Below are 15,636 nucleotides of genomic sequence, written 5' to 3' on the forward strand. Positions count from 1 at the left end.
CCGTGAAGCGCGGAAGCCAAGTTAAGCGTGCAGCCGAAGGCGTGAAGAAACACCTACGGTCGCGGCCCGTCGCCGGAAGCGGGCGGCGCCTGCCGGGCCGCCTCCGGCACGGCCTCGGACGCCTGCGCCGGCGGCGATGGCGGCGCGGGCTGGGCCGGCGCGGGCGGCAGGTACAGCTGCACCCGCTCGAAGAAGCGGTTGTAGAAGTCCGCATCCTGCACCGTGCTGCTGGCGACCTTCACCAGCGAGTCGTCGGTGCTGCCGATCGGCAGCGACACCGAACCGAGCACGCTCACGCCCACGCTGGCCGAGGTCGGGCTCTTCTTCAGCGCATAGCGGTCCTGCAGCGCGCTGACGAACACCCACGACTTGTCCTCGCCCTGGGTCACGCACGACACGCGCAGGTCCAGCTGCTCGTGGAGGTCGTCCTTCGGCTGGAAGTTCTTGCTGCCTTCCACCGTGGCGGCATCGGCCCGCGCCACGATGTAGCCCTGGCTCAGCAGCGCGCGCCGCGCCGCCTCGCAGGCCACGGCCGGCTTGGCGTCGAAGCTTCGCGAATAGGTGTTGTCGGAGTTGAACGATTCGCGCATCAGCATCGTGTCGCCCTTGCCGCCGCATCCGGACAGGCCGGTGGCCAGCAGCAGGCCGATCGCTGACGTTTTGTGGAGGACGTTCATGGCGGCATCCGGTACTCGAGAACCAGGCCCGGATTATCGCGCAAGGGGGTCCGGGGCCGCCCCGGGCATGGCCACGGCGCTCACGTTGCGGTCAGAACGCCCGATTCGACACATCCTTGAAAACCCGGCCATGGCACGCTTGGCGTTTCGACAATGCGAGGAACTCCAATGCCTGGATACAGGTGGGCTTCACGTCTCCCGGTGGTGCTGATGGCGCTGTCCGGCATCCTGGCCAGCGGCCAGGCCCTGGCCGCGGACACGCTCCGGGTGATCTCGTTCAACGTGCGCGTGCCGGTCGACACCGACGGCGACAAGCGCTGGGAGGTTCGCCGCAGCGCCATGGCGGAGCTGATCCGGGAACAGCATCCGGACATCTTCGGGACCCAGGAGCTGGTGAAGAAGCAGGCCGACTACCTGGCCGAACAGCTGCCGGACTACCGCTGGTTCGGCCGCAGCCGCGACGGCAGCGAAGACGGCGAGCGCATGGGCGTGTTCTACGACAGCCGCCGCCTGAAGCTGGTGCAGTCCGGCGACTTCTGGCTGTCCGACACGCCGGAAGTGGTGGGCAGCATCAGCTGGGGCCACCCGTTGCCGCGGATGGTGAACTGGGGCCTGTTCGAGCGCCTCTCCGACCATCGCCGCTTCTACCTGTTCGACACCCACCTGCCCTACCGCGACGAGGACGAACCGGCGCGCGCCAAGGGCGCGGCGCTGATCGTCTCGCGCCTGGAGGCCCTGCCGGCCGGCATCCCCGTGGTGGTGACCGGCGACTTCAACACGACACCGGACAGCCCCACCTATCGCACGCTCACCGCGTTGCTTGCCGACGCACGCGTGCAGGCCCACGCCCCGGCCGGCCCGGAAGCCACCTTCCACGACTTCACCGGCCAGCCCGACCGGCGCATCGACTGGATCCTCACGCGCGGCCTGACCGCCACCCGCTTCGCCACGCTCGACGACCGGCCGCAGGGCCACTGGCCCTCGGACCACTTCCCCGTCATGGCCGAACTGGCCTGGCCGTGACATCGCGCAAAAGCGAAGTCCAGGACGGCCAAGTTGTTGCCGTTGCTCGTGATCTTGCGCGAGATGGGCAGCACCTCCTCGCGCGGCGGCGCGCCAACCTCCATGGCCTACGAATGTCACTGCGGCGCGGCCCCTCCGAAGCGGCGGAGGTGGCGGGAAAAACCCGAAGGGCGACGTGCATGGGCTCGCCGGAAAAAGGCGAAGCACTGCTTCGCCCCGGCAGGCGGGCATTCGCCGCGCGGCGAATGCCCCGGACTCGGCCGCGTAGCGGACGAGCACGTCGTTTTTCGCCGTGACAGGATGTCGCGTCGAAAAATCCCGCCGGCTCCGCGGACCCGCAGCAAAGCTGCGGGCGCGAAGGCGGGGTGTGCTTGATCAGCCGTTCGGCTGCTGTGAAGCGCTTCTTTTGGTTACTTTTCTTTACGCGGCACATCCCTGTGCCGCGCCCTTCGGGCGGCTTCGCCGTGCGGCGCTGCTCCTGCAGCGCGCGTGCACAAGCAAAGAAAAGTGACTCGCCAAAGGCGAAAGCTTTTGCCTTTCTCGCCAAAGGCCTCAAGAGCCCAAAGCAACGTCCCTGGATCCCCGCTTTCGCGGGGATGACGGTAGAGAGATGGCTTGAGCCAACATGACATCAAAGATGCTGGATGATCAGCCATGACCAGCCATTCGGCTGTTGTGAACCACTTCGGCTGCTGAAAAGCGCTTCCCGCCTCCGCGGCAATGGCGATTGGGAGATTGCGTGAGGCGGTGAGATGGCGTGGACCGGATAGAGGGCGAGAAAGACGCCGGGTCCCCGCCTACGCGGGAACGACGGCAGATCGATTACCGGAAACGGCAGAAAGAAAAACACCCAAGCAAGAACAACCACCACCGCAACCCACAAAGATCAAAAGCCCCCCTACGGAACACCCCTACCCCACCAACCAATCCCGCAATCTCTCCACCGGCGCCTGCCCACGATCCTGCAACCGAGTCACCACCCACAGCTGGCGAGGCGCCCAGGCATCCACCAACCGCACCGTCGCCAGCTCCCCTCGCGCCGCCGAACGCCCCACCGCCGCCTGCGGCAACACCGCGATGCCCGCCCCACGCGCGACCATCCGGCATACCGCCGTCGCATCCTGCACATGTGCACGCACGCGCAGCCGGCTTCCGCTTCGCGCCGCCTGCGCTGCCAGATGCCGCTGCAACGCGCTGTCGCTGGCCAGCCCGATGAAATCCTCTTCCAGCGCATCGGCCAGCGACAACGACGGCAGCGCCGCCAACCGATGACCGCAAGGCACCACCAGCACCAGCCGATCCTCGCGGAACGGCCGCGCATCCAGTCCATCGAGCACGGCGTGCCCGGCCACCACGACCAGGTCGGCGCGCTCCTCGCGCAGCGCTTCCACCGCCGCCTCGCTGCCGCGTTCGGCCAGTGCCAGGTCGATGCCCGGATGCGCCTTCAGGAAATCGGCCAGCCGCTCCGGCAACCACTCCGACAGCGCCGCGGTATTGGCCAGCATGCGCACCGTCGCCTTGCTGCCGCCGGCATGCTCGGCCATTTCCGCCCGCAGCGCCTCCACCTGCCGCTGCAACTGGCGCGCCTGCCGGAGCATGGCGCGGCCCGCCGGGGTCAGCTCCACCCCGCGTCGCCCGCGCTCGAGGAGCTGAACGCCGGCCTGGTGCTCCAGCGCGCGAAGACGCGTGCTGGCGGCGGCCAGCGACAGCGCCGCGCGCTCGGCCCCGGCGGTGATGCTGCCCGCCTCGGCGATGGCGACGAACAAGCGCAGGTCGGTCAGGTCGAAATGCATATCGCGGCTCCAGCCTTCGCCATCGCCGAAGGCTGGCTCATGGTATTCCGCATTGTCGCTACCTGTCCCGGCTGCAATGCTGCCCCGCATGAGCACCGCGATCGCTTCGCACCTGGTCCCCATCCTGCTGGTCTTCCTGCTGGCGGGCGCCGTCAAGGGCGTCACCGGGATGGGCCTGCCCACCATCGCGATGGGCCTGCTGTCGCTATGGCTGAGCCCGGTCGAGGCGGCCGCGCTGCTGGCGCTGCCTTCGTTGTTGACGAACCTGCAGCAGGCCTGGGGAGCGCATGCCGGCAGCTTGCTGCGCCGGCTCTGGCCGATGCTCGCGGGCATCGCGGCCGGGACCTGGTTCGGCGCCGGGCTGCTGGCCGGGCACGACCCCGCGCCGGCCCGGCTCGGCCTGGCGGTGCTGCTGGTGCTCTATGCCGTGCTCGGGCTGGCCCGCTGGCAACCCGCGTTGCCCGCGCGCTGGGAACCCGCGCTGGGTCCGCTCGCCGGGACCGCCACCGGCCTGCTGACCGGCGCCACCGGCGTGTTCGTCCTGCCGAGCGTGCCCTACCTCGGCGCGCTGCGCCTGCAACGCGATGCGCTGGTGCAGGCGCTGGGCCTGTGCTTCGGCACCGCCACGCTGGCGCTGGCCATGGCGCTGGCATCGCGCGGCGCCTTGCCTTGGCATTCGCTGCCGTCGTCGCTGCTGGCCCTGCTTCCGACCGTGGTCGGGGTCGCGCTCGGCACGTACCTGCGCCGCTACCTGCCGCCGCAGGTCTTCCGGCACGTGTTCTTCCTCACCCTGCTCGCGCTCGGCCTGCACCTCGGCTGGCAGACGCTGCGCTGACTCGCGCCCACCGCGGCCGGCGCCGCTGCCTGCCACGAAAAAGCGCGCCGCCGGAAGAACCCGGCGGCGCGCTCGGTCGTTTGCGGTAGCGGCGAGGCTCAGTCCGCCCAGCGCCCCGGCGCGGTGGATTGCGGCAGTACCTGCGCCGAGAGCGGGCGGTCCTGCTCCAGCAGGTTCACCGCGTCGGCCAGGATCGCCGCCGATTCGTGCAGCAGCGGATCCGGACGCTTGTCGGCCAGCTTCTCGCGCGCGGTGTCCTTGGCGATGTCGCGTTCGTTGCCGGTCAGGCCGTCGTCGCTGTCGTCGGCCAGCGGATCCAGCGGCAGGCCGAGCTGCTTGCGGATCGCCTGCCGCTCCTTGCGCTGGTTCTCCTGCTTCTCGCGCTCGGCGCGGCGCTCGGCCTCGTTGAGGGAGACGTATTTCTTGGCCTTCTCCTCCCGGAACTGCGCCACGTCCTGCTCCCACCACTGGAACTCCTTGTCCTGCGCGATGCGCGCCTTGTGCAGCGCGTCCAGCTTCGGCAGCAGCGGCGCGAAGTTGCCGTACTGCGTGTGCGGCACCGCGGCGATGCGGGTCCACGGCAGCGCGTTGTCGTAGGTGCTCTCGCCGAACTCGGAAGCGTCCACGCTGGCCGGGAAGGCGATGTCCGGGACCACGCCCTTGTGCTGCGTGCTCGAGCCGGACACGCGGAAGAACTGCGCGATGGTCAGCTTGACCTGGCCGAAGCGGTCGCCTTCGCTGGCCGGCCAGCGGTCCAGGTCGACGATGTTCTGCACCGTGCCCTTGCCGAAGCTGGTCTCGCCGATGACCAGGCCGCGCCCGTAGTCCTGGATCGCGCCGGCGAAGATCTCCGAGGCCGAGGCCGAGCCGCGGTTGATCAGCACCGCCAGCGGGCCGTCCCAGGCGACCTTCTCGTTGCGGTCGCCGTTGACCGTGACGCGCCCGCCGGATTCGCGCACCTGCACCACCGGCCCCTGCTCGATGAACAGCCCGGTCAATTCGATCGCCTCGTCCAGCGAGCCGCCGCCGTTGTTGCGCAGGTCCAGCACCACGCCGTCGACCTTGTCGGCCTTGAAGCCGGCCAGCAGCTTGGCGACGTCGCGGGTGGCCGAGGCGTAGTCGGCCGCGTTGCGGCGGCGCCCCTCGAAATCCTGGTAGAAGCCGGGCAGCTTGATCACGCCGATCCGGCGCGCCGGCTCGCCGCCGCCGGGCGGCAGCGTGATCGTCTCGCCCTTGGCCGCCTGCTCGGCCAGGCGCACCTTCTGGCGGGTCAGCGTGAGGGTGCGGTGCGCGCCATCGATGCCCGACTCGGCCGGGATGTACTCCAGCCGCACCTGGGTGTCCTTGTTGCCGCGGATCTTGGCGACCACGTCGTCGATGCGCCAGCCGATCACGTCCTCGATCGGCCCGTTCTTGTCCTGGCCGACGCCGACGATGCGGTCGCCCGGCTTGAGCGTGCCGTCCACCGCCGCGGGGCCGCCGGGGATGATCTCGCGGATCACCACCATGTCGTCCTGCTTCTGCAGCTGCGCGCCGATGCCTTCCAGCGACAGCGACATCTGCTGGTTGAAGTTCTCGGCGGTACGCGGGGTGAAGTAGTCGGTGTGCGGATCGACCGCGTTGGTGTAGGCGTTGAGGAAGAACTGGAACACGTCCTCGCCCTTCAGCTCGTTGACCGACTTGGCCAGGTTGGCGTAGCGCTTGTCCAGGGTCTTGCGGATGTCGTCGGGCTTCTTGCCGGCGAGCCTGAGCCGCAGCCAGTCGTTCATCACCGACTGCCGCCACAGCGCGTCAAGTTCCTTGTCGTCCTTCGCCCACGGCACCTTCTCGCGGTCGTACTCGAACTTCTCGTCGCCGTCGAAATCGAAGTCCTGCTTGAGCAGCTTGCGCGCGTAGGCCACGCGCTGGTCGACGCGCTTCTTGTAGACGCCGAACACCTCGAACGCCGGGCTCAGGTCGCCCTCGCGGATCGCCTTGCCCACGCCCGCCTGGGCCGGCGCGAACGAGTCGATGTCGGCCTGGGTGAAGAACTGCTTGCTGCCGTCCAGCGTCTCCAGGTAGCGCTTGAACACGTCCTTGGCCATCGCATCGTCCAGCGCGCGCGGCCGGTAGGCATAGCGGCTGTCGGAGAGCAACCCGTACACCAGCTTGGTGGCGGTGGCCTGGTCGGGCGTGGCGGCCGACGGCAGCGGCACGGCATTGTCCGCCCGCGCCAGCAGCGCCACCGGGGCCGTCAAGGCCAGCGCCAGCACGCTGGAGGTAAGCAGGGTCTGGAGCTTGTATTTCATCGGGATGCTCTCGGCGCCAAGGCCGTGTAAGAAGCGGTGTGGGCGTGGGACCACATGACAGTGCCCAAAGTTGCGGCACTTGTCATCCGGTTCATGTTCCAGCCTACGAGCGCCGGCGTGACCGCACGTGAACGCGGGCCGCCGGGAAGCACCGGCAGCGCCTGCTGGCGCCGCCGGAGACAGCGCGGATTTATCTGCCAGGCGCCCGGGGCGGTCAGGCGGCGACGCCTGCGCCGGCGGCCTGCTGGTCGGCGTGGTAGGACGAACGCACCATCGGGCCGGAGGCCACGTGGCTGAAGCCCAGCTCGTAGCCGTAGACCTCCAGCGCCTTGTACTCCTCCGGCGTCCAGTAGCGCATCACCGGGTGGTGGTGCGGGGTCGGCTGCAGGTACTGGCCGATCGTGACCATGTCCACGTCGTGCGCGCGCAGGTCGCGCAGGGTCGCCTGCACCTGCTCCAGGGTCTCGCCCAGGCCGAGCATGATGCCGGACTTGGTCGGGATCGACGGGTGCTGCGCCTTGAACTGCTTGAGCAGGGTCAGCGACCACTGGTAGTCCGCGCCCGGGCGCACGTTGCGGTACAGGTCCGGCACGGTCTCGATGTTGTGGTTGAACACGTCCGGCGGATTCTGCGCCAGGATCTCCAGCGCGCGCTCCATGCGGCCCTTGCCGCGGAAGTCCGGCGTGAGGATCTCGATGCGGGTGCCGGGCGAGCGCTCGCGGATCGCGGCGATGCAATCGACGAAATGCTGGGCGCCGCCGTCGCGCAGGTCGTCGCGGTCGACGCTGGTCACCACCACATACTTCAGGCCCATGTCGGCGACGGTGTTGCCGAGGCTGGCCGGCTCGTTCGGATCCGGCGGCTTGGGCCGGCCGTGGGCGACGTCGCAGAACGAGCAGCGGCGGGTGCAGACCTCGCCGAGGATCATGAAGGTGGCGGTGCCGTGGCCGAAGCATTCGTGGATGTTCGGGCAGCTGGCTTCCTCGCAGACCGTCACCAGGCGGTTCTCGCGCAGCTTGGCCTTGAGGTTGGCCACCGCGTTCCCGGACGGGATGCGCACGCGGATCCACGAGGGCTTGCGCAGCACCGGCGCGTCGGCGAACTGCACCGGCGAACGGCTGATCTTGTCGCCGCCCAGCTGCTTGGCCCCGGCCTGCAACGGAGCGGACGGGGCGGTCTCGGTCGAGACCACCTGCAAGGGAATGGAACGGCTGATCGGCTGGTTCATGGCGATATGCGCGGCCAGGCCGCGTCAGGAAATTGGGACCCCGCACGTGGACGTGCGGACTCTTGCGAGGGACTCGCATCTTGAATCCCTGCACATGGATGCGCAGGCTCTTGCGAAGGACTCGCCAAATCGACCGGCTCGGGAGCGTCGCGCAGCTCCAGGCCGAACTGGCGGCCCAGCTGCTCCAGCAGCACGCGCTGCACCGCGTCCATCCCGGAGGGGCCGCCCAAGTCTAGCACCGACGTCACCTGCAGGCCCTGGTAGCCGCAGGGATTGATGCGCTGGAACGGCTCCAGGTCCATCGCCACGTTGAACGACAGGCCATGGAAGGTGCAGCCGCGGCGCACGCGGATGCCGAGCGCGGCGACCTTGGCGTCGCCGACGTACACGCCCGGCGCGCCCTCGCGGCGCACCGCCTCGATGTTCCATTCGGCCAGGGTATCGATGATCGCCTGCTCGATCCGGCAGACGTACTCGCGCACGCCGATCTTCAGCCGGCGCAGGTCGAGCAGCGGATACACCACGATCTGGCCGGGGCCGTGGTAAGTCACCTGCCCGCCGCGGTCGACGTGGATCACCGGGATATCGCCGGGAGCCAGCACGTGCTCGGGCTTGCCGGCCTGGCCCAGGGTGAACACCGGCTCGTGCTCGACCACCCACAGCTCGTCGGGCGTGTCCTCGCCGCGCGCGTCGGTGAAACGCTGCATGGCGCGCCATACCGGGACATAAGGCTGGCGGCCGAGCCGGCGGACCCGACCCGGCAGGACCGCCGCACCGCGCCCGGCGGCATCGCAGGCGGCTACAGCGTCCACTTCACTTCCGGATGGTCGCGCAGGGCCTGGTGGGCCGCGTCGTACTGTTCGCGCGATTCGGCGCGGAAGCCGATGCGTACCGAGACGTACTTGCCGTTGCTGGAATGCTTCCAGCTGATGCTCTCTTCCAGCAGTTCCACGCCGGTGGAGGCCAGTAGCCGGGGCAGTTCCGTCTCAAGGCCCTTGTCGGCGCCGCCCATCGCGCTCAGTTCGAACACGCCGGGAAACTGGAAGCCGTGCTCGGGGTTGTCGGATTTGATCTCCATGCGGCCCATTATCGGGCCGCCCCCGGCCAAACCCAAGCCCGGGACGCGGAAGGGCCGCTTGCGCGGCCCCTCTGCACGGCGTCGGCGGCCCTTACTTGGACAGTTCGACCAGGGTGGACGACACCCAGCCCTTGTTGCCCAGTTCGTCCTCGACTTCCCACATCACGCCGTCCTTGTTGCCGGTCGGGTAGAGCATCATGCCCGGGTCGAGGCTGCGGACCGGGGCGCCCGAACCCTTGGCATTGGCCAGCAGGCGGCCGGGCTTGGTGACCGTCACGGCCTGCTGCGCATTGGTCGCCGCGGGGTTCTCGGACAGGCCGCCCAGCTGGCCCACGATGTCGGTGAAGGCCTGCAGGTAGGCCAGCGTGATCACCTGGCCGATCTCGGTGTTGGCGTAGCCGCCGGCGCCCATCCCGCCCAGGCCGCCGCCGCCGAACAGGCCGCCGCCGGCGCCCCAGCCCAGGTCGGTCTTCTTGGCATTGCCCTCGGCCGTCGCGACCTGCTCGGACGAGCGCACGTCGGTGACCGTCAGGGTCACGTCGGCGGTCTTGCTCTTGAGGTTGAGGCCGCCCAGCAGCGCCCCCGCCTTGCCGCCGACCAGGCCGCCCAGCAGGCCGCCGATGGCGTTGCCGCCGGCATCGCTGTTGTGCGAGATCAGGTCCGGGACCATCACGTAGTCGGCCGCCTTGATCTGGCCCTTGCCGACGTTCGACTTGACCCGCAGGTCGCCTTGCGCCGCCAGGTCCCGCTCGTACTGCGCGGCCGCCATGCCGGCGCCGCGGTCGACCAGGGTGAAGCAGCGGGACTTGCTGACGAAGACCTTGATCAGCTTGGACGGCGCCGGCAGTTGCTGCCCGGTCCACCAATCCACGCCGTCCTCGGGCTCGATGATCGAAATGCTGCCCAGGTTCTTGCTGCAAACCGGGATTTGCGCTTCCGCCTGCTTGCGCTGCTCCTGCGCGGTTCCCTTCTTGGTGAATGCATCCTTGAAACCGGCCGACGCCGGGGGGCTGACGGCCGCCAACACGACGCCCAGCACGCTGCCCATCAGCGCGGCCGAAGCGGAGATGCTCCTGCTCATTTTGGTGTTCCCCTAGAGAGTACCTACGCCCCTTTCCGGGGCGCGATCCGTTGGTAGACGAGGGCTCCCGCAGGAGCCCGGTTCCTTGGAACGTGCGTTCCGGGCGCGATCATACGCATGTGAGCCCGATCACGCCACAGCCCGCCGGGGCGAGGGCACCGGCAAAACGATGTGTGCCCGTCCCGGCCTCGTCCCCGGGCATCGCTTGCCACTAGCATTCGTTGTTTGGCACGCCGGCCACACCGCTGCCATAGACTCGTGGCGTACAGGCCCATTGCCCCCTCCCCCGCCCCCCCCAACAGGAACCGTCATGCCCGTGCTGCGTACGTTGGTCCCCCTGCTCGCTGCGGCCCTGGCCGTCCATGCCCCCGCCGCCCTGGCTGCCGACGCCGACCAATGCCGGGAAAGCACCCTCCGCCAGACCCCGCCCGCGATCAATTTCCGCGTCGACAACGACCTGTTCGGCGGCGAACACCAGGACGAGGGCTATACCAACGGCGCGGTGCTGACCTTCGTCTCGCCCAACCTGGCCGACTACACCCAGGACCCGTGCCTGCCGGCGCCGGCGCGGTGGATCAACCGCTACCTGGAGAAGCTGCACCCGGGCGAGTTCGAGCAGCAGAACATGGTGTTCTCGATCGGCCAGGGCCTGTTCACGCCGAAGGACTTCACCCGCCGCGACGTGATCCCGGACGACCGCCCCTACGCCGGCATTCTGCTGGCCAGCTTCGGCTACAACGCCCGCAACGGCGACCACCTGCGCACCACCCAGCTGCAGCTGGGCATCGTCGGCCCCTGGGCGCTGGGCAAGCAGACCCAGGACGCGGTGCACGACGTGCTGGGCGACGAGAAGTTCGAGGGCTGGGACAACCAGCTCCACAACGAGCCGCTGATCGGCCTGGTCCACGAGCGCATGCGGCGCTGGCCGCGCGATGCCACCCTCAATGCCGGCGGCTGGGGCTGGGATGCGATCACGCACTGGGGCGGGACGGTCGGCAACCGCGCCACCTATGCCAACCTCGGCGGCGAGGTGCGCTTCGGCTGGAAGCTGCCGGACGACTTCGGCAGCACGCCGATCCGCCCGGCCGGCGAGAACACCGCGCCGAGCCATGGCGGCCGCCCCAGCGGCTGGTCGGGCCACTTCTTCATCACCGCCGACGGACGCTGGGTGCTGCGCGACATCACCCTGGACGGCAATACCTTCCGCGACAGCCACAGCGTGGACAAGCGCCCGTTCGTGGCCGACCTCGGCTACGGCATCGCGGTGATGTACGGCCGCTGGAAATTCGCGATCGCGCGCTACCACCGCACCCGCGAGTTCGACACCCAGAAGGAGACGCCGGTGTACGGCAGCTTCACGATCAGCCGGATGCTTTGAGGGCCGGGATTCGGGATTCGGGATTCGGGATTCGGGATTCGGGATTCGGGATTCGGGATTCGGGAAAGCGTCTTCGCCCGGGCTCGGCCGTCAAGCGACCCGATGCTTTCCTGCAGGCTTCTCGCTTTTCCGTGGGAGGGACTTCAGTCCCGACGGAGGGCCGGCAAAGCCTCGCCGGGACCGAAGTCCCTCCCCCGGCGACATTCGATCCGGAACAAGAAAAAAGCCGGCTTGCGCCGGCTTTTTTCGTTCACTCGGATTCCCACCACATCCAGAAGCTGTCCCACAGGCGCTTGAAGAAACCGCCTTCCTCGACCGCCGCGGTGGCGACCAACGGCGATTGCGCCACGACCTTGCCGTCGAGGGTGACCTTGACGGTGCCGATCTGCTGGCCCTGCTTGATCGGCGCGATCAGCTGCTTGGGTACCTCGATGCTCGGCTTGAGCGCGTCGTAGCGGCCGCGCGGCACGCTCACCAGCAGCGGCGCGGCCACGCCCAGCTGCACCTGGTCGCCCTTGCCCTTCCACACCTTCTGCTGGGCCACGACCTTGCCAGGCTCGTACAGGCGGTGGGTCTCGTAGAAACGGAACGCCCAGTTCAGCAGCGCCAGCGAGTCGGTGGCGCGCTGCTTCTCCGAGGTGTCGCCGAAGATCACGGTGATCACGCGCTGGTCGCCGCGGATCGCCGAGTTGATGATGCAGTAGCCGGCTTCGGAGGTATGGCCGGTCTTGATGCCGTCCACCGACGGATCGCGCCACAGCAGCAGGTTGCGGTTGGGCTGGGTGATGCCGCCGACCGTCAGCTCCTTGATCTTGTTGTAGGCGTAGGTCTCCGGGAAGTCGCGGATCAGCGCGCGTCCCAGCAGCGCCATGTCGTAGGCGCTGGAGTAATGGCCCTCGGCCGACAGGCCGGTGGCGTCCATGAACTGCGAATCCTTCATGCCGATGCGCTGGGCGTAGCTGTTCATCAGCGCGACGAACGCTTCCTCGCTGCCGGCGACGTGTTCGGCCAGGGCGATCGCGGCATCGTTGCCGGACTGCACCACCATGCCCTTCTCCATGTCCTCCAGGCGCGCGGTCTTGTTGACCGGGAAGCCGCTGTAGCTGCCGTCGGTACCGGCCCCGCCCTTGCGCCAGGCGTTCTCGGTCATCATCACCTGGTCGTCGCGGCTGATCTTGCCGTTCTTCATCTCGGCGGCGATCACGTACGAGGTCAGCACCTTGGTCATGCTGGCCGGCGCGAGGCGCTCATGGATGTTCTCGCCCGCCAGCACCTGGCCGGAGGCGTAGTCCATCACGATCCAGGCCTTGGACACGGCCGGCGCCGGCGCCGGCGGGATCTGGACCTGCGCAGGCGCGGCAGGCTTGGCGGCGGCAGGCTGCGGGGTCGGGGTCTGCGCGGAGACCAGGCCGATGGCCAGGGTGGCCAGGGCGACGCCGGCGAGCAGCAGAGTCCGCGCACCCGGGCGTGCGCGCTTGCGGAGGGATGCGACGTGCTCCTGTGAGGGACTCGCAAAACGGGATTTCATCGAAGAACAACTCCTGGGGCCTGGCGGCCTGGCTGACTGGTGGGCCGGAAGGCCCGGGCGGAAACGATCATTGTAGGCCGGCCGCTCCGGTGCAGCGCGGCGTGCGAGCGATTCAGGGCGCCACGATCTGCGGGCGCCCGAATCCCAGACCCGCGATGCGGCTGGCAAGTTCCGTCGCGTTGTCGTGGTCGCGCGCGTTCACGCGCAACCGCCACAACGTACGGCCGCCGCTGGCGATGTCGCTGATGCTGGCGCCGACGATGCCGGCCGAGGCCAGCTGCGCCAGCGCGCGGTTGGCATTCTCGCGGCTGGCGAAGCTGGCGACCTGCAGCAGGATGCTGCCGAGCGCGGCCTCGGCCATGCCGGGCTTGTCCGCGGCAGGCTCGCCCGCGGCGGCAACGGCGGCCGGCCTTTCCGCGGCGGCGACGGTCGCGGCCGCGGCCGCGGCCGGCGCACGCGCCGTCGAAGGCGCCACCGCGGCCGGCTTGCCGGTGGCCACGCGCACGCCTTGCGCCTTCATCCAGGCATCGAAGTTGTCGGCACTGCCCGGCGTCTTGGCGTCGGCGACCCGGTAGCGCCAGCGCTCGGCGGAAGAGGCGCCGGCCGTCGCGGCCGCCACGGCCGGCGCCGGTGCCGGCACCGGCTTGGCCGGCAACTTGCCGACCAGCTTATCGATCTCGCTGTCCTTCGGCTTCGGCTCCACCTTGGCCACCACCGGCGCCGGCCCCGCGGCGCCACGGCCCTGGCGCCGCGCCAGCAGCATGGGATTGTCGGCCTCGGTCAGCCCGCGCACCTCGACGTTGCCGGTGCCGCGCGCGGTGATGCCGAGCTTGACCGCCGCGGCATAGCTCAGGTCGATCAGCCGACCGTCGTGGAACGGACCGCGGTCGTTGACGCGCACCACCACCGACTCGCCATTGTCGAGGTTGGTGACCAGCGCGAAGCTCGGCAGCGGCAGGGTCTTGTGCGCGGCGGTGAAGGCGTACATGTCGTACACCTCCTTGTTGGAGGTGAGCCGGCCGTGGAACTTGGCGCCGTAGTACGACGCCGTGCCGCGCTCGACGTAGCCGTCGGCATCGTCCATCACCTTGTACTTCTTGCCCAGCACCTCGTACGGCGACTTGTTGCCTACCGGCGAGCGCGGCTCGCGGGTGACCAGCGGCTCGGGGATGCAGGCCACGTTGGGCACGTAGTCCGGGGTGGAATCCTTCACGCCCGGCTTGTACAGCCCGCCGGCTACGTAGTCGCCGCGCGTGGAAGGATCTTCCTTGGCGGGCGCGTACGGCGAGGTCGACGGGCATCCCGTGGCGACGTGCGCCTGGCCCCTGCCCTCCACCTTCACCCCCTTGCCGGCGGAGGCCGGGGCGGGCGATTTCTTCGGCGCGCTGCTGCACGCCGCCAAGCCCAGGATCATCAGGATCGGAACCAGCGCCTTGGTGTTCATGCCGGAGGTAGCTCCTTGCCGGCGATGGCCTCGGACAGTTGGAACACGGCCATCGCGTACATCTTGGAGATGTTGTAGCGGGTGATCGCGTAGTAGTTCTGGAAGCCCAGCCAGTACTGCTTGCCGGCGCTGCCGTCCAGGCTGACCGGCGTGGCCAGCGTGCCGGCCACCACCGGCGCGGCCGGGTGGTAGCCGCGCTGCGACAGCTGGGCCAGCGTCCAGGTCGGGGTCCAGTCGGTCGGGTTGAATTCCTCGTGCCCGGGCGCCAGCGTGGCCGGGACCGCGACCTGCCCGCCGCGCACCCAGCCGCCCTTCTTGACGAAGTAGTTGGCGATCGAGGCGAAGGCGTCGTCGAAGCTGTTGAACAGGTCGCGGCGGCCGTCGCCGTTGCCGTCGACCGCGAACTGGCGGTAGCTGGACGGCATGAACTGGCCCAGGCCCATCGCGCCGGCGTAGCTGCCGGTCAGCGTGGCGATATCGAGCTTTTCTTCCTTGCCGAGCGCGAACAGCTGCGCCAGTTCGTCGCGGAAGAACAGTTCGCGGCGCACCTCGCGCTCGAGCTTGGCCGGGTCGCCGCTGCGCGGATAGCGGAACGCCAGCGTGTACAGCGCATCGAGCACGCGGTACTTGCCGGTGTTGGCGCCGTAGCTGGTCTCCACGCCGATGATGGCGACGATCACCTGCGCCGGCACGCCGGTGGCGGCTTCCACGCGCGCCAGCTCGTCGCGGTGCTGCGCCAGGAAGCGGCGCCCGCCGTCGATCCGCGCCTGGGAGATGAAGATCGGCCGGTACTCGCTCCACGGCTTGACCCGCTCGGCCGGGCGCGACATCGCCGCGACGATCGCGTCCTTGAACTGCGCCTGCGCCAGCGTGGCCTCGATCGTCGCCGGGTCGATGCCGTACTTGGCGGCGGTATCGCGCACGAAGTTGGCGCGTGCGGTCTCGAACGGCACCGGCGTGAGATCGACCGGCGGCAGCGCCGGAGCCTCGGGCGCCGCCTCGGCGGGCACGGCCGCCGGGCGGCCGGAAACGACGGGAGCCGGGGGCGGCGACGGCGGCTTGGCCTGGCTGGCGCAGGCCGCCAGCGTCAGGGAGGTCAGGCAGATCAGGGCAGGTCGGATCATGCACCGGAGATTAGCAGGTTAAAGATGAATTACCAGCAATAAGGCCATGAAACAAAAGAACTTTGTCGGCCAGCAGGCAATTCGACCCGCGCTCCCGCATTCAGCTCGCGCCGGCATCGCGCCGTAACAGGTGAAGCCTCCGCCCGGGATCAGGCACGC

At 69.2% G+C, this 15,636-nt stretch carries 12 protein-coding genes and 1 pseudogene; 3 read left to right on the plus strand and 10 right to left on the minus strand.

Features of this window, described 5'->3' with window-relative positions:
* Positions 1–53: 53 nt before the first annotated feature.
* Positions 54–677: a DUF2242 domain-containing protein gene (locus tag M3M27_RS17025; RefSeq protein ID WP_140726835.1), complete on the minus strand. Its 624-nt coding sequence runs from the start codon at positions 675–677 to the stop codon at positions 54–56.
* Between the two features lie 168 nt (positions 678–845).
* Here M3M27_RS17025 and M3M27_RS17030 point away from each other — a divergent pair, with 168 nt between their 5' ends.
* Entirely contained in the window at positions 846–1,700 is an 855-nt protein-coding gene (locus M3M27_RS17030) for an endonuclease/exonuclease/phosphatase family protein (RefSeq protein ID WP_140726832.1), read from the plus strand.
* A gap of 911 nt (positions 1,701–2,611) precedes the next feature.
* Here the strand turns inward: M3M27_RS17030 and M3M27_RS17035 are convergent.
* On the minus strand, positions 2,612–3,493 hold the full coding sequence (locus tag M3M27_RS17035; RefSeq protein WP_140726829.1) for a LysR substrate-binding domain-containing protein: 882 nt from the start codon (positions 3,491–3,493) through the stop codon (positions 2,612–2,614).
* 88 nt (positions 3,494–3,581) lie between these two features.
* Here M3M27_RS17035 and M3M27_RS17040 point away from each other — a divergent pair, with 88 nt between their 5' ends.
* Entirely contained in the window at positions 3,582–4,328 is a 747-nt protein-coding gene (locus M3M27_RS17040; RefSeq protein WP_218569813.1) for a sulfite exporter TauE/SafE family protein, read from the plus strand.
* A gap of 98 nt (positions 4,329–4,426) precedes the next feature.
* Here the strand turns inward: M3M27_RS17040 and M3M27_RS17045 are convergent, their stop codons facing one another.
* The 5 genes and pseudogenes from M3M27_RS17045 to M3M27_RS17065 form a co-directional block, all read right to left on the minus strand.
* Positions 4,427–6,616: a carboxy terminal-processing peptidase gene (locus tag M3M27_RS17045; RefSeq protein ID WP_140726823.1), complete on the minus strand. Its 2,190-nt coding sequence runs from the start codon at positions 6,614–6,616 to the stop codon at positions 4,427–4,429.
* Between the two features lie 214 nt (positions 6,617–6,830).
* On the minus strand, positions 6,831–7,844 hold the full coding sequence (lipA, locus tag M3M27_RS17050) for a lipoyl synthase (protein WP_140726819.1): 1,014 nt from the start codon (positions 7,842–7,844) through the stop codon (positions 6,831–6,833).
* Between the two features lie 113 nt (positions 7,845–7,957).
* Positions 7,958–8,656, minus strand: a pseudogene (gene lipB / locus M3M27_RS17055) (lipoyl(octanoyl) transferase LipB); the annotation flags it as partial.
* On the minus strand, positions 8,644–8,922 hold the full coding sequence (locus M3M27_RS17060; RefSeq protein ID WP_140726811.1) for a YbeD family protein: 279 nt from the start codon (positions 8,920–8,922) through the stop codon (positions 8,644–8,646). The gene M3M27_RS17060 and the pseudogene lipB, both read right to left, overlap by 13 nt.
* Before the next feature lie 91 nt (positions 8,923–9,013).
* The gene (locus tag M3M27_RS17065; RefSeq protein WP_140726808.1) at positions 9,014–10,003 is read right to left on the minus strand and encodes a CsgG/HfaB family protein; all 990 of its coding nucleotides are present in this window, start codon (positions 10,001–10,003) and stop codon (positions 9,014–9,016) included.
* 310 nt (positions 10,004–10,313) lie between these two features.
* Between M3M27_RS17065 and M3M27_RS17070 the strand changes: the two genes are divergently transcribed.
* The gene (locus M3M27_RS17070) at positions 10,314–11,381 is read left to right on the plus strand and encodes a lipid A deacylase LpxR family protein (protein WP_140726805.1); all 1,068 of its coding nucleotides are present in this window, start codon (positions 10,314–10,316) and stop codon (positions 11,379–11,381) included.
* Positions 11,382–11,631: 250 nt separating this feature from the next.
* On the opposite strand, the gene M3M27_RS17075 is transcribed toward M3M27_RS17070, so the two are convergent.
* The 3 genes from M3M27_RS17075 to mltB all read right to left on the minus strand — a co-directional run bounded on the left by M3M27_RS17075 (position 11,632) and on the right by mltB (position 15,477).
* The gene (locus M3M27_RS17075; RefSeq protein ID WP_434026374.1) at positions 11,632–12,909 is read right to left on the minus strand and encodes a D-alanyl-D-alanine carboxypeptidase family protein; all 1,278 of its coding nucleotides are present in this window, start codon (positions 12,907–12,909) and stop codon (positions 11,632–11,634) included.
* Between the two features lie 112 nt (positions 12,910–13,021).
* Entirely contained in the window at positions 13,022–14,353 is a 1,332-nt protein-coding gene (locus tag M3M27_RS17080) for a septal ring lytic transglycosylase RlpA family protein (RefSeq protein WP_434026375.1), read from the minus strand.
* A complete protein-coding gene (mltB, locus tag M3M27_RS17085; RefSeq protein WP_140726795.1) occupies positions 14,350–15,477 on the minus strand; it encodes a lytic murein transglycosylase B in 1,128 nt (375 codons plus the stop codon). The genes M3M27_RS17080 and mltB overlap by 4 nt, the downstream gene beginning before the upstream one ends.
* Positions 15,478–15,636: the final 159 nt, after the last annotated feature.

It is taken from the genome of Xanthomonas boreopolis (genome assembly GCF_046529185.1).
GTDB lineage: Bacteria > Pseudomonadota > Gammaproteobacteria > Xanthomonadales > Xanthomonadaceae > Pseudomonas_S > Pseudomonas_S boreopolis.

Coding starts and splice junctions, on each gene's coding strand:
- M3M27_RS17025 (WP_140726835.1), bottom strand. CDS start 677: ATGAACGTCCTCCACAAAACGTCAGCGATCGGCCTGCTGCTGGCCACC.
- M3M27_RS17030 (WP_140726832.1), top strand. CDS start 846: ATGCCTGGATACAGGTGGGCTTCACGTCTCCCGGTGGTGCTGATGGCG.
- M3M27_RS17035 (WP_140726829.1), bottom strand. CDS start 3,493: ATGCATTTCGACCTGACCGACCTGCGCTTGTTCGTCGCCATCGCCGAG.
- M3M27_RS17040 (WP_218569813.1), top strand. CDS start 3,582: ATGAGCACCGCGATCGCTTCGCACCTGGTCCCCATCCTGCTGGTCTTC.
- M3M27_RS17045 (WP_140726823.1), bottom strand. CDS start 6,616: ATGAAATACAAGCTCCAGACCCTGCTTACCTCCAGCGTGCTGGCGCTG.
- lipA (WP_140726819.1), bottom strand. CDS start 7,844: ATGAACCAGCCGATCAGCCGTTCCATTCCCTTGCAGGTGGTCTCGACC.
- M3M27_RS17060 (WP_140726811.1), bottom strand. CDS start 8,922: ATGGAGATCAAATCCGACAACCCCGAGCACGGCTTCCAGTTTCCCGGC.
- M3M27_RS17065 (WP_140726808.1), bottom strand. CDS start 10,003: ATGAGCAGGAGCATCTCCGCTTCGGCCGCGCTGATGGGCAGCGTGCTG.
- M3M27_RS17070 (WP_140726805.1), top strand. CDS start 10,314: ATGCCCGTGCTGCGTACGTTGGTCCCCCTGCTCGCTGCGGCCCTGGCC.
- M3M27_RS17075 (WP_434026374.1), bottom strand. CDS start 12,909: ATGAAATCCCGTTTTGCGAGTCCCTCACAGGAGCACGTCGCATCCCTC.
- M3M27_RS17080 (WP_434026375.1), bottom strand. CDS start 14,353: ATGAACACCAAGGCGCTGGTTCCGATCCTGATGATCCTGGGCTTGGCG.
- mltB (WP_140726795.1), bottom strand. CDS start 15,477: ATGATCCGACCTGCCCTGATCTGCCTGACCTCCCTGACGCTGGCGGCC.